Source organism: Nocardia jejuensis NBRC 103114 (assembly GCF_001613145.1).
Lineage (GTDB): Bacteria > Actinomycetota > Actinomycetes > Mycobacteriales > Mycobacteriaceae > Nocardia > Nocardia jejuensis.
Genome location: NZ_BDBU01000035.1, coordinates 40,613 through 63,022 on the forward strand (window position 1 = coordinate 40,613; position 22,410 = coordinate 63,022).

20 protein-coding genes are annotated in these 22,410 nt (G+C 68.9%); 11 read left to right on the forward strand and 9 right to left on the reverse strand.

The features are described 5' to 3' along the window. Positions 1-25: 25 nt before the first annotated feature. The 4 genes from rsmH to NJ1_RS26525 all read right to left on the reverse strand — a co-directional run bounded on the left by rsmH (position 26) and on the right by NJ1_RS26525 (position 3,160). Entirely contained in the window at positions 26-1,006 is a 981-nt protein-coding gene (gene rsmH / locus NJ1_RS26510; RefSeq protein ID WP_067699166.1) for a 16S rRNA (cytosine(1402)-N(4))-methyltransferase RsmH, read from the reverse strand. A gap of 277 nt (positions 1,007-1,283) precedes the next feature. Next, positions 1,284-1,715: a division/cell wall cluster transcriptional repressor MraZ gene (gene mraZ, locus NJ1_RS26515; protein ID WP_067699168.1), complete on the reverse strand. Its 432-nt coding sequence runs from the start codon at positions 1,713-1,715 to the stop codon at positions 1,284-1,286. 455 nt (positions 1,716-2,170) lie between these two features. Beyond that, the gene (locus tag NJ1_RS26520; RefSeq protein ID WP_067699170.1) at positions 2,171-2,596 is read right to left on the reverse strand and encodes an SCO2097 family morphological protein; all 426 of its coding nucleotides are present in this window, start codon (positions 2,594-2,596) and stop codon (positions 2,171-2,173) included. Between the two features lie 123 nt (positions 2,597-2,719). Further along, positions 2,720-3,160 carry an SAV_6107 family HEPN domain-containing protein gene (locus tag NJ1_RS26525; RefSeq protein WP_067699172.1) on the reverse strand — a complete coding sequence of 147 codons (441 nt, stop codon included), beginning with the start codon at positions 3,158-3,160 and terminating at the stop codon, positions 2,720-2,722. Between the two features lie 182 nt (positions 3,161-3,342). Here NJ1_RS26525 and NJ1_RS26530 point away from each other — a divergent pair, with 182 nt between their 5' ends. The 5 genes from NJ1_RS26530 (at position 3,343) to NJ1_RS26550 (ending at position 8,795) form a co-directional block, all read left to right on the forward strand. Next, entirely contained in the window at positions 3,343-3,954 is a 612-nt protein-coding gene (locus NJ1_RS26530) for a GNAT family N-acetyltransferase (RefSeq protein ID WP_067699174.1), read from the forward strand. Further along, positions 3,951-5,513, forward strand: a complete 1,563-nt coding sequence (locus NJ1_RS26535; RefSeq protein ID WP_067699177.1) for a phytoene desaturase family protein — start codon at positions 3,951-3,953, stop codon at positions 5,511-5,513. The genes NJ1_RS26530 and NJ1_RS26535 overlap by 4 nt, the downstream gene beginning before the upstream one ends. Before the next feature lie 391 nt (positions 5,514-5,904). Further along, on the forward strand, positions 5,905-6,660 hold the full coding sequence (locus NJ1_RS26540) for a carotenoid biosynthesis protein (protein ID WP_422615782.1): 756 nt from the start codon (positions 5,905-5,907) through the stop codon (positions 6,658-6,660). Between the two features lie 105 nt (positions 6,661-6,765). Then, the gene (locus tag NJ1_RS26545) at positions 6,766-7,449 is read left to right on the forward strand and encodes an LppM family (lipo)protein (protein WP_067699181.1); all 684 of its coding nucleotides are present in this window, start codon (positions 6,766-6,768) and stop codon (positions 7,447-7,449) included. A 65-nt stretch (positions 7,450-7,514) separates the two neighbouring features. After that, positions 7,515-8,795: a glycosyltransferase gene (locus NJ1_RS26550; RefSeq protein ID WP_245717592.1), complete on the forward strand. Its 1,281-nt coding sequence runs from the start codon at positions 7,515-7,517 to the stop codon at positions 8,793-8,795. Between the two features lie 89 nt (positions 8,796-8,884). Here the strand turns inward: NJ1_RS26550 and NJ1_RS26555 are convergent, their stop codons facing one another. Further along, a complete protein-coding gene (locus NJ1_RS26555; RefSeq protein WP_157574220.1) occupies positions 8,885-9,637 on the reverse strand; it encodes a hypothetical protein in 753 nt (250 codons plus the stop codon). Positions 9,638-9,747: 110 nt separating this feature from the next. Beyond that, positions 9,748-10,662 carry a methylenetetrahydrofolate reductase gene (locus tag NJ1_RS26560; protein ID WP_245717593.1) on the reverse strand — a complete coding sequence of 305 codons (915 nt, stop codon included), beginning with the start codon at positions 10,660-10,662 and terminating at the stop codon, positions 9,748-9,750. Between the two features lie 274 nt (positions 10,663-10,936). Between NJ1_RS26560 and NJ1_RS26565 the strand changes: the two genes are divergently transcribed. From NJ1_RS26565 to NJ1_RS26580, 4 genes are all read left to right on the forward strand, one after another. Next, complete coding sequence (locus NJ1_RS26565) at positions 10,937-12,073, forward strand: polyprenyl synthetase family protein (RefSeq protein WP_084478883.1); 1,137 nt, start codon at positions 10,937-10,939, stop codon at positions 12,071-12,073. 259 nt (positions 12,074-12,332) lie between these two features. Further along, the gene (gene crtI / locus NJ1_RS26570) at positions 12,333-13,946 is read left to right on the forward strand and encodes a phytoene desaturase family protein (RefSeq protein ID WP_067699188.1); all 1,614 of its coding nucleotides are present in this window, start codon (positions 12,333-12,335) and stop codon (positions 13,944-13,946) included. 64 nt (positions 13,947-14,010) lie between these two features. Continuing rightward, on the forward strand, positions 14,011-15,648 hold the full coding sequence (locus NJ1_RS26575; RefSeq protein ID WP_084478884.1) for an alpha-(1->6)-mannopyranosyltransferase A: 1,638 nt from the start codon (positions 14,011-14,013) through the stop codon (positions 15,646-15,648). Beyond that, the gene (locus NJ1_RS26580; RefSeq protein ID WP_067699191.1) at positions 15,645-16,703 is read left to right on the forward strand and encodes a phytoene/squalene synthase family protein; all 1,059 of its coding nucleotides are present in this window, start codon (positions 15,645-15,647) and stop codon (positions 16,701-16,703) included. The genes NJ1_RS26575 and NJ1_RS26580 overlap by 4 nt, the downstream gene beginning before the upstream one ends. Positions 16,704-16,852: 149 nt before the next feature. Here the strand turns inward: NJ1_RS26580 and NJ1_RS26585 are convergent, their stop codons facing one another. Beyond that, a complete protein-coding gene (locus NJ1_RS26585) occupies positions 16,853-17,221 on the reverse strand; it encodes an Rv2175c family DNA-binding protein (RefSeq protein WP_067699193.1) in 369 nt (122 codons plus the stop codon). A gap of 106 nt (positions 17,222-17,327) precedes the next feature. Here NJ1_RS26585 and pknB point away from each other — a divergent pair, with 106 nt between their 5' ends. Next, positions 17,328-19,331: a Stk1 family PASTA domain-containing Ser/Thr kinase gene (gene pknB, locus NJ1_RS26590; protein WP_067699356.1), complete on the forward strand. Its 2,004-nt coding sequence runs from the start codon at positions 17,328-17,330 to the stop codon at positions 19,329-19,331. A gap of 109 nt (positions 19,332-19,440) precedes the next feature. On the opposite strand, the gene NJ1_RS26595 is transcribed toward pknB, so the two are convergent. Further along, positions 19,441-20,829, reverse strand: a complete 1,389-nt coding sequence (locus NJ1_RS26595; RefSeq protein WP_067699195.1) for a class II 3-deoxy-7-phosphoheptulonate synthase — start codon at positions 20,827-20,829, stop codon at positions 19,441-19,443. A gap of 200 nt (positions 20,830-21,029) precedes the next feature. On the opposite strand from NJ1_RS26595, the gene NJ1_RS26600 reads away from it, so the two are divergent. Further along, on the forward strand, positions 21,030-21,527 hold the full coding sequence (locus NJ1_RS26600; RefSeq protein WP_067699197.1) for a polyadenylate-specific 3'-exoribonuclease AS: 498 nt from the start codon (positions 21,030-21,032) through the stop codon (positions 21,525-21,527). 82 nt (positions 21,528-21,609) lie between these two features. Here the strand turns inward: NJ1_RS26600 and NJ1_RS26605 are convergent, their stop codons facing one another. Further along, positions 21,610-22,335, reverse strand: a complete 726-nt coding sequence (locus NJ1_RS26605) for a lysophospholipid acyltransferase family protein (protein ID WP_067699199.1) — start codon at positions 22,333-22,335, stop codon at positions 21,610-21,612. Between the last annotated feature and the right edge of the window lie 75 nt (positions 22,336-22,410).

The window sequence follows — 22,410 nt, forward strand, 5'->3', positions numbered from 1 at the left end:
GGGTACCGATCCGGATTCCGGAACCTCATTGCTTCTCCTCCCCTGCGATGCGTTCCGCGGCCCGCATGCGCACCGGAGTGGCACGCGGATTCTCCTCGATCTCCTGCTCGGTCGCCTTCTCCGCGCCGCGGGTCAGCACCTTGAATTCCGGTCCCATGCCGGGCAGTTCGTAGGGCAGGTCGATGGGGGTGCGGGAGGCCGACCGCTGCACGAACTCGGCCTTCACCACGCGATCCTCGAGCGACTGATAGCTCATGACCACGATCCGGCCACCCGGCACGAGCGAATCGAACGCCGCCGGCAATGCCGCCTCGAGCGATTCGAGCTCCCGGTTCACTTCCACCCGCAGCGCCTGGAAGCTGCGCTTGGCGGGATGCCCACCGGTGCGGCGGGTGGCGGCCGGGATGGCGTCGTAGAGCAGTTCCACCAGCTGCGCGCTGGTGACGAAGGGGGTCCGCTGGCGACGGCGCACGACCTCGGCGGCGATCTTGCCCGCGAATCGTTCCTCGCCGTAGACCTTCAGCACCCGGGCCAGTTCACCGTGGCTGTAGGTATTGAGCACATCGGCGGCGGTGGGACCGGTGCTGGGATCCATCCGCATGTCCAGCGGCGCGTCGATGGAGTAGGCGAAACCACGATCGGCCTCGTCAAGCTGCATGGAGGACACGCCGAGATCCATCAGGATCGCGGAGACCGAGCTCTTCGCCGGCAGCCCGGCCTCTTCCAGAGCGTCGGCGATGCCGTCATACCTGGTGTGCACCAGGGTGATCCGGTCCTTGAACGGTTCGAGTCGCTCACCCGCCAGCTTCAGGGCGGTGGTGTCGCGATCCAGCCCGACCAGCCGGATGTTCGGATAGGTCCGCAGGAAGTGCTCGGCATGACCACCGAGCCCGAGCGTGCAGTCCAGGTACACCGCGCCATCGGCATGCAGTGCGGGACCGAGGATTTCGTCGGCGCGGTGGAGCAGAACCGGAACATGGCGGGGACCGTCACTGTTTCGGTGCAACTCGACCTCCCGGATCCTGCCTCACGTTCGTTCGCAGAGCCGCATGCCGAGATGTTGATTCGCGCATGGGTCGCTTGCGATTTGGACTCGCCGAGATGTGCGGGCGGCGTTACTGATACATCGGTGCGGTGGTACACCGGTGCTCGGAGCACCCACATCACTCAGCGTCGGTAGCCAATGCCCCAGGGTCTCTGACCGAAGCACGGCACCTGGCGTTGGGGAAGTACGTCAGGGTCCGCGTCGGGCAGAGGCCGCAGGGCACTCGCCTCGCTCGGGGCTAGAAGATTCCGCCCAGCGACTCGTCTCTGGCCTGCGAGTAATCCTCCTCATGTTCGGCGAGGTAGGTATCCCACGCCGTCTTGTCCCAAATTTCGAGGAAATCGACCGAACCGATCACCACGCAGTCCTTGGACAGGCTCGCGTAGCGGCGGTGCTCGGCCGACAACATGATCCGGCCCTGAGCGTCCGGACGCTGTTCATCGGAGGAGGCCGCAAGATTTCGGACGAATGCCCGAGCCTGCGGATTGCTCCGGGACGCGGCCGCGGCTCGCCGCGCCAGCGCGGTGAACTCGTCCTTCGGATAGACAGCAAGGCTGTGGTCTTGACCTTTCGTGACCATCAACCCTCCCGCCAGTTCGTCCCGAAATTTCGCAGGCAACGTGAGTCGCCCTTTGTCGTCCAACCGAGGGGTATAGGTCCCGAGAAACAAGTCCCGACACCTCCTACTGGATCACCCTCTCGACCGTTCGGCTCCTGTAGTGCGCGCTCCACATTACCCCACTTTCCCCCACTTTCAATCGAAAGCGACGGTGATCTCGGTCCCCGGTTGGCGAACTTTGCAGGTCACATCAGCTATCGCGGTGGTGGGGAACTTTCCGCGCAGTTCCCCCGACACGCACGACTCGTGTCGGGACGAACCCGACAACCGCCAGCAAACCCGCAGATAGCGCCCATTTCCGACGGAAGTGGGCGTATGTGGGGTGAGGGCGTGGGGTGATGTGGGGAACCCTGGGAGGGCGGCGACACGCCGCGTTGAGAGCACGAGAAACGCCGTGGCGCCCCACCTCGAATCGGTGTGGCGCCACGGCGTGTCGTGTGTGTTTCAGTTATTCGCTCACGCTCCGCCGCGCGGCGCCGGACGGACCGGCTGCACGGTGGCCCGGATCAACTGTCCTGTTCGAACCTTCGACGGAAGCGGTCCTCCATACGTGCGGAGAAACCACCCTGCTTGCGCGGCCGACCCCGGCTCGCACCGGGTCCGCTTCCCGCGGTGGGCTGGGTGTCGCCGCCGCGTGCGCCCTGGGAGTTCATCCCGGGGCCACCGATCAGCAACAGCACGCCCGCACCGAACATGACGATGAACCCGATCAAACTGATGATCGGAAATCCGCCCGGCTTCACCGGAGCGGCAATGCCTGCCACCAATAGGAACAGGCCGAGGACGAACAGGGCCGCCGCTTGGAGTCTGCGGCGACCAGTGGCAGAACGAAGCCTTCCGCCCCGAACCGTCGAGGCGAACTTGGGATCCTCAGCATAGAGAGCGCTCTCGATTTGTTCGAGCATGCGCTGCTCGTGCTCGGAGAGTGGCACGGTACCTCCCCCGGCACTAGGTAGTGGCTCGCCTCCGGGTCGGCGACGGATAGCCGACGTTGGCGGCTGTCTGCCACCAATGATACGAGTTCGATCAGAGTGCGACCACCTACTCGCCGATACTCACGCCAGCATTCCCGGAACCCACCCTGTGCTGGGACGTTGCCGGACCGCCGCGGCCAGCAGATCTTCCACGTCATGCAGGAATGCTCCTACCCGGGAAGCGAACTCGTCGGCGCGGCGGTCATCGACCGGGCGGGGCAGACCCGCCTCCAGCGCCGCGCGCGTCTCGGACTGGGCCGAGAAGTAGTCCGCCCACATCACGAACTCCGGGGCCGTGCGCTGCATCAGCACCCAGGCATTGCGCGAACGCGCCCGTGGCGCACGGTCCGCGCCGGTGAGCGCGAGCATCGCGCCGGCCCCGCGCAGGGCCGCCAGGTAGGCGACACGGAATCGTTCGGCCGGATCGGGCTCCCCCGCGGAATCCCGCAGCAGGCCGTCGGCTCGACGGAGTAGTTCTCCTGCTCGGCCGGTATGGGCCGGGCGTTCGTTCTTGCCGGTCATCGGGCACCTCCCCACTCGCATACCTCGATCACCAGGCCATTGGGCCCTCACGAAGATCGAACAGGTATTCGAAGGTTTCAATTGAGTTCGAATATAGAGACACCCACCGACAAGTTCCGGTCCACGACATCGGCGCTATCGTCGGTTCCACCGTCCGCGCCAACGAGAGCTGCGCCTGCCAGATGACCGCCGTACCTCGTAACACCACCCCCGCACCCGTCGTCGTCGACCTCTCGGCCGCGACCCTGCGTGCTCGGCTACACGATGCCCTCGCGGTGTACGTCGCGGCGATGGACTACCCCCGCGGCACCGAACATCAGCGCGCGCCCATGTGGACCGAGCACACCACCCGGCCCGGCTGGCAGTCCGTCGCGGCCGTGCTGCCCGACGACGACGGCCACCTGGACCTGCGCACCGCACCCATCGTGGCCATCGCGTACGGGTACCGCGGCGCGCCGCACCAGTGGTGGCATCAGCAGGTGTACAGCGGTATGCGCCGCACCGGATGGCCCGAGCACGCGGCGCGCGAACTGCTCACGGACTACTTCGAGCTGACCGAACTGCACGTGCACCCCGGTGCGCAGGGCCGCGGCATCGGGGAGATCCTGCTCACCCGGCTGCTGCAGAACCGGCCCGAGGGACACGTGCTGCTGTCCACGCCGGAAGTCGACCGCGAATCCAATCGCGCCTGGCGGCTGTACCGGCGCCAGGGCTTCGGGGATGTGGTGCGGCACTTCATCTTCTCCGGCGACACGCGGCGCTTCGCGGTGCTCGGGCGGAAACTGCCGCTGTGAGCGTGGTGATCATCGGGTCGGGCCACAACGCACTGGTCGCGGCCTGCTATCTGGCGCGCGACGGGCACGCGGTGGAGGTGCTCGAGCGCGACACCGTACTCGGCGGGGCCGTGTCCACGGTGGAGCGGTTTCCGGGGCATCGGGTCGATCGCGGGTCCTCGGCGCACATCATGATCCGGCACAGCGGGATCATCGAGGAGCTCGAACTGGGGCGCTTCGGACTGCGGTACCTCGACTGCGATCCCTGGGCTTTCGCACCCGCGCCGCCCGGGACGGACGGTGCGCCCCTGGTGTTCTCGCGCGATCTGGATCGGACCTGCGCGTCGATCGCGACCGCGTGCGGCGAGCGCGACGCCGACGCGTATCGGCGATTCGTGCGGATCTGGGGACCGCGCACGGCACGGGTCATGCGGGCGTTCACGGGCGGGCCGACGCCGGGAAAACTGCTGCGGTCGTTCTGGGGGCTGGACGCACAGGGCGGCGGGAGCGCGCTCTCACGGGAATTCCTGCAGACCGGAGACGCGCTGCTGGACAGCTACTTCGACAGCGAGCGACTCAAGGCGGCGCTGGCCTGGTGGGGTGCGCAGTCCGGGCCGCCGATGTCCGAACCCGGCTCCGCGCCGATGGTCGGGTTCGCGGCGCTGATGCACACCCTGCCGCCCGGGCGGGCGGTCGGCGGCAGCGGGGCGTTGAGCGCGGCGCTGGTGGCACGACTGCGATCGGACGGGGGCGCGGTGAGCCCCGCAGACGCGGCGGTGGCGCTGACGCCTTCCGGGAACGGCTGGCAGGTGCGCACCGCGAGCGGCCGGAACCTGCACGCGGACAAGGTGATCGCGGGCTGTCACATTCTCACCACGCTGGACCTGCTCGAGCAGGGCGGATTCGACGCGGCGACGCTCGCGGACTGGCGGCGGCGGATCCGGGTCGGACCCGGCATCGGGATGGTGGTGCGGGCGGCGACCAGTGCGCTCCCCCGGTACCCCGGTGCCGAGTCCCGCGAGTCCGCACACGGACTGCAACTGCTGGTCGGCGACCGTCGCGAACTGCGCCGGGCACACGGGGCCGCACTCGCCGGGGACCTTCCGCCCCGGCCCGTCGTGCTGGCCATGAGCTTCTCCGCGCTGGACCCGAGCATCGCTCCGGCGGGCGAGCATCAACTCTCACTGTGGTCGCAATGGCATCCCTACCAGTTGGCGGACGGCAGTTCCTGGGACAAGCACGCCGACTCCGAGGCGGACCGGATCATCGCCGAAGTCGACTCTCACGCACCAGGTTTCGCCGACACCGTGCTGCAACGCCATGTGCAGACCCCCGCGGACATCGAACGTGAGATGGGTCTGCTCGGCGGCAATGTCATGCACGTCGAGATGTCCCTGGACCAGATGTTCATGTGGCGTCCGCTGCCCGAGCTCTCGGGCCAGCGAGTCCCCGGCGCTCCCGGGCTCTACCTCACCGGCGCCTCCACCCACCCGGGCGGCGGCGTCTCGGGAGCCAGCGGCCGCACCGTCGCGCGGCTGGTGCACCGCGACCTGCGCGGCCGGTTCCGGTTCGCCCGATGAGGAGCGCTAGCGGCGGAACAGGATTCGCCAGGGTGCGGTCGGGGCCGCAGAGTCGATGCGGACGCGGTCCGAGATGGACCGGTCCGTCCGCGTCCGGTTCGGCGCAGTCCGAGTCGACCCCACCCGTGCCAGCCCCGTTCGTGTCAGCCTCGTTCGAATCGGCAGTGGTGCACAGGCGGCAGGCGCAGTCGACCGTGGCACGAAGGCGATACGGGCCGGACTCGGCCGAGTTCGCGAGGGCGTGGTGACGGCTCCGGTGAGCGGTGGCGGCGGACCCCGGCGAGTTCGGAATCCGCGCCCGGAGCCCCGTGAATGGTCGGTGAGCGGTCGGGCAGCCACGTCGGGGAGACCCGTTCGGGAACGGGCCGGGTTGATCGCGGTGGTGCCCGCGGTGTTGTTGGTGCTGGTGCAGATTTCGTATCCGCTGACCGAGGGGGTCGGACGGGATCGGGTGACGGTTGCCGTTGTTTTGCTGTCGGCCGCCACGGCTCTGGTGCATGCCGGGGTGACCCGGGGGCCGCGGTGGGCCGCCGGGTTTCTGGTGATCGTTTCGGGAATCGGGTTGGCGGCCGAGGTGGTGGGGACGGCGACCGGGGTGCCGTTCGGTGGCTACGACTACGCGGTGGGGCGGTTGGGGCCGGATCTCGCGGGGGTGCCGCTCATCGTGCCGCTGGCGTGGACCGGCGGGTTGTACTCGGTGTGGGTGGTGGCCGGACTGCTGAATTCGCGTGCCGCGGTGCGGGTTCCGCTGACGGCGATGGGGGCGGTCGGCTGGGATCTGTTCCTGGATCCGCAGATGGTGGCGGACGGACAGTGGAGCTGGCGCTCGGGGGCCGCGGGATTGCCGGGGCTGCCCGAGATTCCGGTGAGCAACTACCTCGGGTGGTTCGCGGTCGGGCTGGTGATGGCCGGGGCGCTGCAATTGTGGGATCGGACGGCGCCGGACGACGAGCCCTCGCACCTGGTGCCGGTGGCGGTTTTCCTGTGGACCTGGCTGGGGTCGACGCTGGCGCACGGGGTGTTCCTGGGGTTGCCGGTGTCGGCGGGGTACGGGTTCGCGGGGTTGGGAACGCTGGGGATTCCGCTGGTTCTCGGGTTGTGTGCCCGTCGAATCGCGCTGCGGCCCGGGGGTCATGGCACGATGTGAGCCGTGCAGCCGAGTCCGATCTCCACAGCAGACGAAACGCTCGAGTCCGCGCCCCCGGTGACGGGTTCGCTTCCGGGCGGGCGCAGACCGCACCGCTGGGTGCGAATGGTGGCGGTCCTGATGTTCGCGGCGCTGGCCGTACTGCTGACCGGATGCTTACGCGTCCAGGTGTCGATGGGCGTGTCCTCCAACGACCGCGTGTCCGGTCGCGTCGTCGCGGCGACCGTTCCGGCCAACGACAAGGACAAGGGCCCGCAGCTCAAGGCGCCCGACACGCTGTCGGGCAAGGTGCGGGTCGATCCGTACTCGCAGGACGGGTACGTGGGCAGTCAGGTCTACTTCGACGATCTCACCTTCGGTGAGGTGCAGCAGCTCGGATCGCTCTCGGATCAGACGCAGGGCATGTTCACGCTGCAGTTCAACCGGGTCGGCGACCTGGTGACGCTGACCGGGCGGGTGGATCTCAAGGGTCTGCCGCCGCACGGATCCGATGTGCAGTTCACCGTGGCCTTCCCGGCCCGCGTGGCCACCACCAACGGCACCCGCGAGGGCGACTCCGTGGTGACCTGGAAGCTGCCCGCCGGTGACGTCAGCACCCTGCGCGCGGAGGTCGGATACGCCGATCCGAACACCCGCTCCTTCGCGGGATGGGCCGGCATCGTCGGCGGCATCACCCTGGCGGTGGCGGCCGTGGTCGCGGTCCTGGCCTACATGACCCGCAATCCCGATCCGCCGGCGTTCGTCCGTGCGGCGCGCTGGCGTCGCGACAACCACGACACCTTCGTGTGATCGGGCCCCGCACCCTCGAGTCGGCGGTGCGGGCCGGAACGGGGATCGCAGCCTTCGGAACCGCTGTGGCACTGGTCAATCGGCTCGGTGTCCGGCAATTGCACGGCGGGGCGCACACGGTGATCGAACCGGTCACGGTGTGCGTACCGGCACGCAACGAGGCCGAGCGGCTGCCGGAACTGATCGCGGATCTGCGTGCGCAACAGGGGGTTCCACGACTGCGCGTGCTGATCCTGGACGACGCGTCGACCGACAGAACGTATGCGGCGGCGGCGGACGCGATCGGGCACGACGAGCGATTCACCCTGCTGCACAACGACAGTGACCCGCCGCAGGGGTGGACGGGCAAGACCACCGCCTGCGCACGACTCGCGGATTTCGCCGGTTTCGGCGTGGACGAGACGGGGCGGGCCGGAACCGCTCCCGGCGAGTTCCGCGCCGAGGGCGACGCTCCCGAGGCTCGCCCCGAGAGCGTCATCGCACTGCTCACCCGGCAACCCGGTACCGGCGACGACCCGGCGGCCACCCGCCGAGGCCGACATCGTCGAGCCGATGACACACCACCCGATCTCGAAGACCGGGACGCCCCCGGCGCTCTCGTGTTCCTCGACGCCGATGTGCGATTGGAACCCGGGGCACTGGCGGCGGCGGTCGGCGAACTGCGCCGCGCGCGAGCGGCACTCGTGTGCCCGTGGCCCGCGCAGCAGGCCGAGACCGGCGCCGAGCGGCTGGTGCAGCCGCTGCTGTGCTGGTCGTGGGCCTCGACGCTGCCTGTGCCGGTGAGCAATCGGAGCCTGCGACCGTCGACGGCGGTGGCCTGCGGGCAATTCCTGGTGTTCGACGCCGCGGCCTATCGCGGCATCGGCGGACATCTCGCCGTGGCGGATCAGGTGACCGAGGATCTGGCCATCGCCCGGGAACTGCGGCGCGCGGGTCGCAGGACCACCCTGGTCGCGGCCGGGCGGCTCGCACGGACCCGAATGTACCGGGGGGCAGCGGAACTCGACACGGGATACACCCGATGGCTGTGGTCGGCATACGGCGGACCGGCGGGCAGTCTCGCGGTCGGCGGCGTCGCGGCCCTCGCGTTCTGGGCGCCACCCCTGGCCGCGATCCTCGGCCGTGGCCCGATTCGCCGAGTCGGGCTGCTCGGCTACACCGCCGCCGTCACCACCCGGCTCCTGGCCCGCTCCACCGAGACCGGCACGCGCCCCGACCGCACGGATTTGCTTGCCGCCCTGGCACATCCCGCCTCCGTCGCCGCGTACGCCCGCCTCTCGGCCCGCTCCCACCGCGCCCATCGCCACGGCGCCCTGTCCTGGAAGGGTCGGCGAGTCTCGCTCTGACCGGACTGCCGCTGTGGCCGGTTCGCCGCGAGGAATCAGCGATTCCCGACGGTGATCCACGCCCGATCAGGTGGACCGCATGTGTGCCGCTACGGGACCGGGGTGATGCCGACCGTGGGGAGGAAGAAGCAGGTGGTGGCGCCGTTGCGGACGGTGCCGAAGACCGCGGCCAGGACGGTGCCGGAGCCGGTGTCGACCGGGACGGCGCGGACGCCGCCGGTCGGGAGGGCGCCGGCGAAGATCTCGCGGACGGCCTGTTCGAGCAGGGGCCGCAGTTCGACGGGGACCTGAGGCGGGATCATGGCGTTCAGGACCTGGCCGAGCGAGCCCATCGGGGTCATGCCGCCGTGACCGGTGGTGAGGTTGAGCCAGGCGACCTGCATGCCGGTGGTGTCGGCGCCGTCCGGGTTCAGGCCGTAGGGGATGAAGGCGAACATGGTCTGGCCCGCTTTGACGGCCGAGAGGTCGAGGCCGGGAATGGAGATGCCGACCTTGGGCCAGGGGCCGGGAATCGCTCCGGCGACGGCGGGCGCCAGGCCGAAGGTGGTGCCGCCCAGGCAGTACGGGGCGGCCGTCGGGTACAGGAAGGGCTCGATGCCCAGCGACTGCAGTCCCTCGAGAGTCTGGCCGTACGCGGAGAACCAGTCCGAGGGAGCGGCGGCCTCGTCGGCGCGGGCGAGGGCCGCCACGACGGCGTCGACATCCGTGGTCCCGGTCGCGTCGGCCGAACTCGGACGGCCGGGTGAATCCGCGGGCGCCACGGCCACCGGGCCGGTGACGGTGAACAGCGCGCAGGCGCCCAGCACAGCGGCGACCCGAACGAGGTTGGGCAGCACAGACATCGACACTCCTCCTCACCCTTGCGGAAGAAGAGCGACGCTACTCCGCTGACCAGCGGTTTCCCGGTATTTGATGCGGCACGCCGAGCACCGGAAACGCGGGCGCACTCACCTCAGGCCGGGGATTGCCCGCCCGTGTACCCGAGGTTGGCCAGCACCTCTCCGGTCGCCTTGGCGAAGTTCAGCGTGATGAAGTGCAGGCACGGCGCGCCCTCGTCGATGAGCCGCTGCGCCATCTCGGTGGCGATCTCGATACCCGCGGCGCGGACCGCGGCACGATTCTCCTCGGGCCCGTCGCCCGCCGCCGTGCGAAGCCGCTCCATGACCGCGGTCGGCAGCTCACGGCCGGACAGTTCGACCGCGCGCTCGACGGTGCGCAGCGAGGTGATCGGCATGAGTTCGGGGATGATCGGCTTGTCGCCTTCGGCCGGATCGTGTTTCGCCACCCGGTCGCGCAGGCGCAGATAGTGCTCGACGTCGAAGAACATCTGGGTGATCGAATACTCAGCGCCCGCACGGAGTTTCGTGACCAGGTGCCGGGTGTCCTGATCGAGGTCGGTCGAGCGCGGATGCCCCTGCGGGAAGGACGCGACGCCGACGTGGAAGTCGCCCAGATCGCGAACCATGCGCACCAGTTCGTCGGCGTATTCGACGCCGTCGGGATGCGCGACCCACTCCCCCAGTGGATCCCCCGGCGGATCGCCGCGCAGCACCAGCAGGTTCCGGATGCCCGAATCCGCGTACGCTCCGACGATCGAACGCAGCTCGGCGACACTGTGATCCACCGCGGTCAGATGCGCCACCGTGAGCAGGGTGGTCTCGCGGGCCAGCTGACCGGTCACCCGAATGGTGCGATCGCGAGTGGAGCCGCCCGCACCGTAGGTCATCGACACGAAGGCCGGGTGCAGGCACTCGAATTCGCGTGCCGCACGCCACAGCCGAGCCTCACCGGCGGCATCGCGCGGCGGATTGAACTCCACCGAGAACGGCACCGAGCCGTCCGCCCGAGGCCCTAGCTGCTGCACCACCGAACGAGTTCCGGACGCCCGAGGTGTGCGGGAAACTCGGCCTGGGGTCGAATATCCCCGCTCGTTGTCGGAACTCACCGGAACAGTTTAGAGGGGGCGACAGCGCAGGTGGCCAGTGCCTCACGTCCCGCGGGAGCGGCTTCGCGACGCGCGCGATCGCTCGGTACAGTCGGTGCCGAACCCCGCGCGAGGCCATTGCGGTTCGCGGTCGGCTCGGCTGTTCGGTGAGCTCCACCCGCGCTGATCCGAGGGGGCGCGTAATGCGCCGCGCAGAGTGCGGCGCTCGACCCAGGAGGTTCCCCTGTCCGCCGGACCCGGTACCCCGACCCGCGACGCGGTCGGCGCGGGAACCCTCGTCGCCGCCGTCGAGGACCGTCTCACCAGCTTCTTCCTCACCCGTCAGCGCCTGGTCGAACCTCTCGGCGAGGTGGTCGTGGACGCGATCCGCGCGCTGGAGGACTTCGTCATCCGCGGCGGTAAGCGCACCCGGCCCGCCTTCGCGTGGACCGGGTGGCTCGGCGCGGGCCGCAGCCCCGAGGATCCCGAGGCCGACGCGGTGCTGACCGCCTGCTCCGCGCTGGAACTGGTCCAGGCGTGCGCCCTCATCCACGACGACATCATCGACTCCTCGCGCACGCGCCGCGGCTTCCCGACCGTGCACGTGGACTTCGAGACCCGGCACCGCAATCAGCGCTTCCACGGTGACCCCGCGCACTACGGCACGAGCTTCGCCATCCTCATCGGCGATCTGGCGCTGGCCTGGGCCGACGACATGACCCGCGATGCCGGGCTGCCCGCCGACGCGGCCGCCCGCTTCGCCCCGGTCTGGGCCGCCATGCGCACCGAGGTGCTCGGCGGACAGCTGCTGGACATCCACGGTGAGGCGGGCGGGGACGAATCCGTCGCGGCCGCGCTGCGGATCAACCGATACAAGACTGCCGCGTACACGATCGAGCGCCCGCTGCACATGGGTGCGGCGCTGGCCGACGCCGACCCGGCGCTGATCGGCGCGTACCGCGAATTCGGCACCGATATCGGCATCGCCTTCCAGCTGCGCGACGACCTGCTCGGGGTCTTCGGCGATCCGGCGATCACCGGTAAGCCCTCGGGTGACGACCTGCGCGAAGGCAAGCGCACCGTGCTCATCGCCGAGGCACTGCAGCGCGCCGACCTGGTCGCGCCGCCGGCGGCGACGCTGATTCGCACGAGCCTCGGTACCGATGTGACGCCGGAGCAGGTCGACCAATTGCGTTCGGTCCTCACCGATCTCGGCGCGGTGGACGCGGTGGAGCAGCGCATCACCAGCCTCACCGACCGGGCGCTCGAGGCTCTGGATGCCAGCAGCGCGACCGACGAGGCCAAGCGGCAGCTACGGTCGATGGCATTGGCCGCGACGGCTCGGTCGTACTGACGATCACCGGCCACGGCCGGTGATCGAGAACCGAAACCTGCTCGAGCACACGAACGTCGCCGCTGGTCCTGAGCCGCCGCCGCATCCACGAGGGTGACCCGGAGCCGGACCGGGAACGCTGGAGCGGCGGGCGAACCGGAACGAAGGGCCGGGCGAGACCGTCGATCCGGCACACCGAACACCGCGGCGCGGCAACGACATCGGGTGTATCACCCCGGTATCGCGGCCGGCCGCATACGACACGGAAGTTCAGGGTGGCATGAAAACTGTTGCGGGACCCAGCGATCGGGTCGTGGTGATCGGCGCGGGACTGTCCGGGCTGGCGGCGGCCCTGCATCTGACCGGAGCCGGGCGCACGGTGACCGTCCTGGAGCGAGCCGATCACCCCGGCGGCCGAGTCGGGCTCTACCGCGGAGACGACTACGAGATCGACTCCGGCGCAACGATTCTGACGGTGCCCGGATTGATCGACGAGGCGCTGGCGGCGGTGGGCGCCACCCGGGAGTCGGTGGGTCTGCGGATTCTGCCGATGGCGCCGGCGTATCAGGCGCGCTTCGCGGACGGGTCCGGCATCGGGGTCTACTCCGATCCCGACCAGATGGCCGCCGAGATCACCCGGGTCCGCGGAACGGCCGAGGCCACCCGGTATCGCCGGCTGCGCGACTGGTTGCGGAAGGTGTACGAGGCCGAGTTCATGCACTTCATGGACAGCAATTTCGATTCGCCGCTGGACATGGTGCGCGACGGCGAGAAGCGTTCCGCGCTGATCACACTGGTGCGATTGGGCGCGTTCGGGCGGCTCGGCCCGAAGGTCGGGCGGCTCATGGGAGACGAGCGACTCGCCCGGCTCTTCAGCTTCCAGGCATTGTTCGCCGGAATGTCGCCGAAGCAGGCGCTGGGTGTCTACGGGGCTATCCCGTACATGGACACCTGCCTGGGCGTGTACTACCCGGAAGGCGGAATGCGCGCGGTCGCCGAGGCGATGACCCGGGCGCTGACCGAGGCCGGCGGAACCGTGCGATTCGAGACCGAGGTGATCGGGATCGACCGGTCCGGCCGCAGGGCCACCGCGGTGCGCACCGCGGACGGGCGCACGCTGGACTGCGACGCGGTCGTGGTCACCGCCGACATCGGCTCGCTCGAGCGGTTCGGGCTGCGGCGCCGACGCGGGCTGCGGGCCTCCCCGTCCGCGGTGGTCGCGCACGGCACCATTCCGATCGAGGTGACGCGCCGGTGGCCGGTGCGCGCGCATCACACCATCGACTTCGGACAGGAGTGGGAGCGGACCTTCGAGGAGATCGCGGCCGCCAAGGGCCGCGGCACGCTGATGAGCGATCCGTCGCTGCTGCTCACCCGGCCCGCGCTCACCGACGAGACGCTCTACATCGATCGCGCCGAACAGCACATCGACGAGTCCGGTCAGCTGGTGGACACCGTGCGCTACGAGCCGCTCTCGCTGCTCGCACCCTGCCCGAATCTGGATGCCGCGCCCCTGGACTGGGACCGGCTCGCCCCCTCCTATCTGCGCGAACTGCTCGAGGTACTGGAACGTCGCGGCTACCAGGGCATTTCACGGCACTTCCGGATCGACCACCTCGACACCCCGCGCACCTGGCGCGAGCGCGGCATGCTCGCGGGCACCCCGTTCTCCGCGGCGCACCTGTTCCGCCAGACCGGCCCCTTCCGGACGCGGAACCTGGTGCGCGGCCGCGACAATATCGTTCTCGCAGGTTCGGGGACCGTGCCCGGAGTCGGCGTGCCGACCGTCCTGATCTCGGGAAAACTGGCCGCCGCGCGGATCGTGGGTGATCTGCGACATGCCGAAGCCCGAACGCCCCACGCCGAAGCGGTAGCAGTGTCGCGCAAGCACTAGACTGACCGGCGTCCTTGATCCAACCGCTGCCGCCGACGACCTTTCCGGGGGGAAACGACCGACTATGCCGACCCCCGATACGGACGACACGCCCATGGTCGCCACACCCGATGCCACCGCTGACCGGATCACCGGCAGCGCGCCGCCGCACAACTGGCTGCGGAACTACGCCGATTTCGCGCGCAGCCCCGAAGGCCATGCGGCCGTACTCGGATTCTTCGGCGCCGTCATGATCACCTTCGGTGGCTTCGGCGCGGGCAGCGTCCGGCGCAGCGATCCCCTGCTCGAGGCCGCGCACCTGTCGTGGCTGCGCTTCGGGCACGGCTACGCGCTCTCGACCGTGTTCGTGTGGGTCGGCGTCCTGGCCATGATCACCGCCTGGGTGCGCCTGGGCCGCGCCACCCTGGGCACCGTGCCCGGCGCGAAGGTCACGCTGAACGAACTGCGCGCCATCGTCGGCATCTGGGTGTTCCCGCTGCTGTTCGCGGTGCCCATGTTCAGCCGCGACGCCTACTCCTATCTGGCGCAGGGCGCGCTGCTGCGCGACGGCTTCAACCCGTACGAGGTCGGCCCGGTGGTGAATCCCGGTGAGCTGCTGAACAATGTGAGCCCGGTCTGGACCACCACCACCGCGCCCTACGGCCCGATCTTCCTGCTGCTGGCCCGCGCCATCACCTCCCTCACCGGAGAGAACGTGGTGGCCGGAACCATCGCGCTGCGCCTGGTCATGCTGCCGGGTCTGGCCCTGATGATGTGGGCGGTCCCGCATCTCACCAAACATCTGGGTGGTAAGCCCACCACCGCGCTGTGGCTCGCCGTGCTCAATCCGCTGGTGCTCATCCACCTGATCGGCGGCGTGCACAACGAGATGCTGATGGTCGGGCTGATGGCGGCCGGTATCGCGCTGGTGCTCGAGCACCATCACGTGGCGGGCATCGTGGTGGTCGCGGTCGGCGTGGGCGTGAAGGCGACCGCGGGTATCGCCCTGCCGTTCCTGGTGTGGATCTGGATGATTCACGAACGCGAACGCCGCGCGGCACTCGCCGAGGCCGAGGGTTCCACCGATGCGCGCGCGAGCGAGCTGCCGCATCCGGCGCTCATGTTCGCCAGGATCGCGGGACTCGGCGTGGCGGTGTTCGCGGCCGTGTTCGCACTGGCCTCGGCACTGGCCGGGGTCGGAATCGGCTGGCTCACCGCACTGTCCGGCTCCAAGAAGATCATCAACTGGCTGTCGCTGCCGACCGTCATGGCGCACATGATCACCTGGGTGACCCCGCTGCGCCTGGAATCGGTGCTGGCGGTGACCCGGACCATCTGCGCCATCGTGCTGGTGGCCGTGCTGGTGTGGACCTGGTGGCGTTTCCGGCACAGCGAGCGCGAAGCCGTCTTCGGCATCACCATCGCGTTCGTGGCCATCGTGATCCTGTCCCCGGCAGCGCTGCCCTGGTACTACTCGTGGCCGCTGGCCCTGATCGCCGGATTCGCCTTGTCCACACGGACATTGCAGGTGCTGGTCGGCCTGTGTACGTGGCTGATGCTGGTGTTCCAGCCCGACGGCTCGATCGGGCTGTACAACTTCTGGCACGTGGCGCTGGCGACCTTCGCCGCCGTGGTCGCGGCGGTCTCGCTGTGCACCGTGGACCCGTTGAAGGTCCGAGCCAACCACGTCGCCGTCCTGCCCGCCCCGACCAGCCCGGCATGACACCGGAACTGAACCAGGCATATCGGGATTGCCGGCGCACCGCCGCCGAGCACGGACGCACCTACTTTCTGGCCACCCGGCTGCTGGAGCCGGCGCGAAGACCGGCCGTGCACGCGCTGTACGCGTTCGCCCGCATGGTGGACGACATCGTGGACGGCAGCGACGCCCCGGCGCACGCGAGCGAGTCCACTCGGCGCCTGAATCGGATCGAATACGAGCTACGCGGGCGGCTGGCCCAGCCGATCGAACCCTCCGGAACCACCTCCGCGCAGGCGACTTTCGGCTCCACCACGGAGACCGCTGACAGCTCCGCCGCCGAGACCAACGGCGGCTCCGCCACGGACACCACTGACAGCTCCGCCGCCGACACCACTGACGGCTCCGCCGTCGAGACCCGGGTGCTGCTCGCGGTCTCGGACACGATTCGCCGCTATCACATTGCGGCTGAACACTTCTGGGTCTTCCTGGACTCCATGCGCATGGACATCCCGGGCGGCCCGCGGTACCGCGACCGCTATCCCGACATGGACGCGCTGCGCGAATACATGCGCGGCTCGGCCGCGGCCATCGGCCTGCAGCTGGTGCCGGTGCTGGGCACCGTGGTTCCCGTCGCCGAAGCCGAACCGGCCGCCGCCGCGCTGGGAGAAGCCTTCCAGCTCACCAACTTCCTGCGCGACGTCGCCGAGGATCTGGACCGCGGCCGGATCTACCTGCCCGCCGACGAACTCGCGGCCTTCGGCGTCGAGGAGGAACTACTCGCCCACTGCCGCCGCACCGGCCGCACCGATCAGCGGGTCCGGCAGGCGCTCGCGCATCTGATCGCGGTGAATCGCGGTATCTATCGGACCGCGCATCCCGGCATCGACTTTCTCACTCCGAGAGTGCGGCCCGCGATTCGCACGGCGGCAACTCTGTACGGTGGCATTCTCGACGAGATCGAACGCGCCGACTACGAAATCTTCCGGCAGCGCGCGACGGTGCCGCAATTGCGGCGAATACGAGTGGCAGCGCGCGAATTCGTCGCCGCCCGGCCGCTACGTCATACTCACGGCTGATTTCCGACCCTGATTTCGGGCCGGAAACCCTGAATCGCGAACATGAAATCCGGAGCCGGGCACTTTCGAGTACCGACTCCGGACTCCTCGGACACTCGGCCCCTATGTCCGGGCGCCGAATCACCCGGCCGTGAGTGCCGCGGTGAGAATCAGAACGGGTCGGCGGCGGCGCGGCGGATGACCTCGCGGGCCAGCTGACCGTGCAGGGCATCGATCGGGCGGCCGGGCAGCGAGTCGTCCTCGGTGTACACCCACTCGAGGATTTCCGCGTCGCTGTATTTGCCGTCTCGCATGACGGTGATCAGCGCGGGAATGTGCTTCGCGATCGCGCCGGTCGTGTCGAAGAATTCCGCAGGCACGCCGACCACGCCATTGCGGCGGGCAGCGATGAGCTGACCGTCACGCAGCAACTGATGCACCCGGGTGACCACCATGCCGAGCTGCTCTGCCACGTCGGGCAGCGGGATCAGGGTGACCGATTCGGGCAGGAAATCTTCGATGTAGGGAAAGGTGCTCACCCCCACCACGGTAGTCGTTCGTGCCGCTGAGGTCGCATCACACCCCGGCACGACTACCATCGGGTGAGCCGCACCGGGGCGGACGAATTTATTGGAAGGGTTGCTGTTGATCGGCCAGATGCTGGAAGGGCGCTACCGCATCGACGCGCCGATCGCGCGCGGTGGAATGTCGATGGTGTTCCGGGGGGTGGACATCCGTCTGGATCGCCCGGTCGCGATCAAGGTGATGGATCCCAAGTTCGCCTCCGATCCGCAATTCCTGACCCGTTTCGAGCTCGAGGCGCGGGCCGTCGCGAAGCTCAAGCATCCCTCGCTGGTGGCCGTGTACGACCAGGGCGTGGACGGCGACCACCCGTTCCTGATCATGGAATTGGTCGAGGGCGGCACCCTGCGCGAGCTACTACGCGAGCGCGGACCCATGCCCCCGCACGCGGTGCGCGCCGTGGCCGAGCCGGTGCTGGCCGCCATCGGCGTCGCGCACGCGGCCGGGCTGGTGCACCGCGACATCAAGCCGGAGAACGTGCTCATCTCCGATTCCGGCGAGGTGAAGATCGCCGACTTCGGCCTGGTGCGCGCCGTCGCCGAGGCCAAGGTCACCTCCGACAGCGTCATTCTGGGCACCGCCGCCTACCTGTCCCCCGAACAGGTCACCAGCGGCAATGCCGACTCCCGCAGCGATGTCTACTCCGCGGGCGTGCTCATCTTCGAAATGCTCACCGGGCGAACCCCTTTCACCGGCGACAACTCGCTCTCGATCGCCCTGCAGCGGGTCGAGAAGGACGTGCCGAGTCCGAGCCGCTTCATTTCCGGAGTGCCGCCGGAGATCGACGAACTGGTCGCGCACGCCACCGCCCGCGAGCCCTCGCGCCGCTACGCCGACGCCACCGATATGGCCCGCGAACTGCGGCGGATCGCCCGCGATCTGCAACTGCCCGACTATCGGGTGCCCGCGCCGAAGGATTCGGCCGAACACCTCAGCGCGACCTACAAGATGACACCGGCCGCGATGGCTCCGGCCCGCGCGCACACCCCGGCGGCCCGGCCCGCGCAGTACGGCGCCACCGAGATGACCACGCGCATCCCGGCCGACCCGCCGACCATGCAGGTACCGCCGCACCAGAACACCCGCGTGATGACCGCGGCCCGCGAGCTACCTCCCGGGTATGCCCCCGCGCCGCCGGGCCCACCGGGCCACGGCCCCTCCGACTATCGCTCGGAGATGATCGAGAATCGCGGCAAGTCCCGCCGGACCGTGCTGATCTGGCTGGGCATCGTGGTCACGCTGGCCATTCTGCTGGGCGTCGGCGGCTGGTGGGTCGGGGTCGGGCGATACGAGGCGGTCCCCTCGATCGCCGGTCTGACCTCCGAAAAGGCGATCACGGCGCTACAGGACGCCGGATTCGAGACCGAGACCCGAAACAAGGCCTCGGACATCATTCCGGTCGGCAATGTGGTCGGGACCGACCCGGTCGCGGGAACCAAGGTGACCAAGGGATCCACGGTCGCGGTGCTGGTCTCCAGCGGTAAACCGAAGGTCCCCGACATCACCGCTGGTCAAGATGTCAGCAGTGCGAACAAAGCGATCAGAGACGCGGGGCTGACTCCGGTAGACGGCGGAGAGGTCGGAAGTACAGCCCCGAAAGGCACTGTCGCCAAGCTCGATCCGGCCCCGGGCACCGTCCTCCCGGCCGGCGCGAACGTGAAGGTGTTCCGCAGCAAGGGAACCGCGCCCGTGAAGATTCCGGACGTGCGGGGCAAGACCGAGGACGAAGCCAAGTCCGTACTGCAGGCCGCGGGCATCACCGTGACCACCACCAGCACCGACTTCGACTCGAAGATCAAGTCGGGCCAGGTCATCGGCACCGATCCGACCGCCGGAACCACCATCGACACCGGAACGGTCGTGCTGATCGTCAACAGCGCCGTCGAAGTCCCGAACCTCCTGGGCTCGAGCGTGTCCAGCGCCCGCGCGAAGCTACAGGCGGTCGGACTGCAGATGACCGTGCAGCAGCTGGTCGACAACGACAGCTCGCTCGTGATCTCCCAGAGCACTGCCCCCGGCGGATCGGTCAAACCCGGTTCCACCATCAATGTCGTGGCGATTCCCTAGCGAACTTTTGCTCGTAGACGCGTAGCCCTGATACAGCGAAGCCCGGTTCGATCCACTGGATCGAACCGGGCTCGTTGCTTGTCGGCCTGCGCTTTTCAGCCCTACCGGCTCAGCGCAGCATCTCCGCGACCAGGAACGCCAGCTCCAGCGACTGCTGGGTGTTCAGGCGCGGATCGCACGCGGTCTCGTACCGCTCCTCGAGGTTCAGATCCGAGATGTCCTGCGCGCCACCGAGGCATTCGGTGACATTCTCACCGGTGAGCTCGATGTGCAGGCCGCCCGGGTGCGTGCCCAGGGCGTGGTGCACCTCGAAGAAGCCCTGCACCTCGTCGACGATGCGATCGAAGTGCCGGGTCTTGTACCCGGTGGAGGCTTCGTGAGTGTTGCCGTGCATCGGATCGCACTGCCAGATCACCTGGTGACCGGTGGCCTGCACCTTCTCGATGATGGCGGGCAGCACGTCGCGGACCTTGCCGTTGCCCATGCGCGCGACCAGGGTCAGGCGGCCCGGCTCGTTGTTGGGGTCGAGCCGCTCGACGTATTCCACCGCCTGCTCGGGCGTGGTGGTCGGGCCGATCTTGAGGCCGATCGGGTTGGCGAGCAGTTCGGCGAGCGCGATGTGCGCGCCGTCGAGCTGGCGGGTGCGCTCACCGATCCACAGGAAGTGCGCGGACAGGTCGTACAGCACCGGCTCACCGGTGACCGGGTGCTCGCTCAGGCGCAGCATGGCGCGCTCGTAATCCAGCACCAGCGCTTCGTGACTGGAGTAGATGCGGGCGCTGGACAGGTTGGGATCGTTGACGCGGCAGGCCTTCATGAACGCCAGCGCGCGATCGATCTCGGTGGCCAGGGCCTCGTAGCGGGCGCCGGCCGGGGACTGGGCGACGAACTCGCGGTTCCAGTCGTGCACCTTGTGCAGATCCGCCATTCCGGCGGAGGTCAGCGAACGCACCAGGTTCATGGCCGCCGACGCGTTGGCGTAGGCGCGCACCAGACGCGACGGATCGTGCACGCGCAGTGCGGCATCCGCGACCAGCGAGTTCACCATGTCGCCGCGGTACGAGGTGAGCCCGAGCGCGTCGATGTCGGAGGAGCGCGGCTTGGCGTACTGGCCCGCGATGCGCGCCACCTTCACCACCGGCAGGCTCGCACCGTAGGTGAGCACGACGGCCATCTGCAGCAGGGTGCGGATATTGCCGCGGATGTGCGGCTCGGTGTTGTCGGCGAAGGTCTCGGCACAGTCGCCGCCCTGCATGAGGAACGCCTCGCCGCGCGCGACCTCGGCCAGGCGCAGTTTGAGCTCTTCCACCTCGGCGGGTACGCAGATGGGCGGCACGCTCTCGAGCACGGTCCGCATCTTCTCGGCCTGCTCCGGATCCCACGAGGGCTGCTGCAGTGCCGGGCGAGCCAGTGCGGCGTCGAGACGCCGCCGTAGCTCGGAAGGCAGCGGAGGCAGTTCCGGCAGGCGATCGATCGGTACGTCGACGGTCCAGTTCACCCGTTCAGAATACGGACCGTGACAAACCGCGCGGACCACCCCCAGGGTGAATTCCCGGCACCTCCCTCGGTATGCCCGCCGAGCGCCCCGATAAACCCGGAATCTAGGCTGAGAGGCCGGATGATCTGCCCGGATCATCCTTATCCCTCGGCGTCGGCACCGGAGCCGGAGTCCGCGAATCAAGGAGCGAACCCTTCTCGATGAGGTATTTCTACGACTCGGAATTCATCGAGGACGGCACTGTCATCGACCTCGTATCGATCGCCGTCGTCTGTGAGGACGGCCGCGAATACTATGCGGTCTCAACCGAATTCGACGCCGAGAAGGCCGGGCCGTTCGTCCGCCGCAATGTGCTGCCGAAGCTGCCCCCGCGCACCTCGCCGCTGTGGCGCAGCCGCGAGCGGATCCGCGACGATCTGTACAAGTTCCTGGTCCCCCGCACGAGTGTGGAGCCCGAGCTCTGGGCCTGGGTCGCCGCGTACGACCACGTGGCACTGTGCCAGCTCTGGGGTTCGATGGTGGATCTGCCCGCAGCGCTCCCCCGGTACACCAACGAGCTGCGTCAGCACTGGGTCCAGCACGGCAGCCCGGCGTTGCCGCCGGTTCCCAAGGACGCGCACGACGCCCTCGCCGACGCCCGCCACAATCTGGCCAAGTTCGACGCCATCGAAGCGCATCGGCGGCGCGCGGCCTCCTGAGCCCGCACAGCGCGTCCTGAGTCCGAACAGCGAAAAGCCCCGGGAGACGATGTCTCCCGGGGCTTTTCGAGTATTTCGGGTCTCAGCCCGCCATGGTCTGCGGCACGCGGTCCGCATCGGGGCGGGCGCCGGACGGCACGCCCTTCTTCAGGCTGGCGGCGTAGACGTCGACGTATTCCTGATCGCCCATCTGCATGAGCTCGTACATGATCTCGTCGGTGACGGCGCGTTCGACGAAGCGATTACCGCCCATGCCCTCGTAGCGCGAGAAGTCGATCGGCTTACCGAACTTGACGGTGACCTTGCGACTGCGCCAGCGGAACGGTCCGGGCGGGCAGACCTCGTCGGTGCCGATCAGGGCCACCGGGATCACCGGCACGCCGGTCTCCAGGGCCAGGCGCGCCACGCCGGTCTTGCCCTTGTACAGGCGGCCGTCCGGGGAGCGGGTGCCCTCGGGGTACAGGCCGACCAGGCGACCCTCCTCGAGCAGCATGCGCGCGGTGTTGAGCGCGCCCTCGGCGGCCGAGGCGCCGGAACGGTCGATCGGGTACTGACCGGTGCCGGAGAAGAAGAACTTCTGCAGACGGCCCTTGAGACCCGGGGTGGTGAAGTACTCGGCCTTGGCCAGGTACGTGATGCGTCGAGGGCTGGCGAGGGGGGTGAACAGCCAGTCGGTGAACGACAGGTGGTTGCCCGCGAGGATCGCTGCGCCATCGGTGGGAATGTTCTCCACGCCCTCGACCTTGGGCCGGTTGACGAGATGGATGAACGGTCCCACCAAAACGAATTTCAGCAGCCAGTAGAACATTGCGTCCTTTCCCCTGTTTCGATACCCGGGACCGGCCTCGTTGCGGGCACCACATTCGAATGCCGACTCTACCGC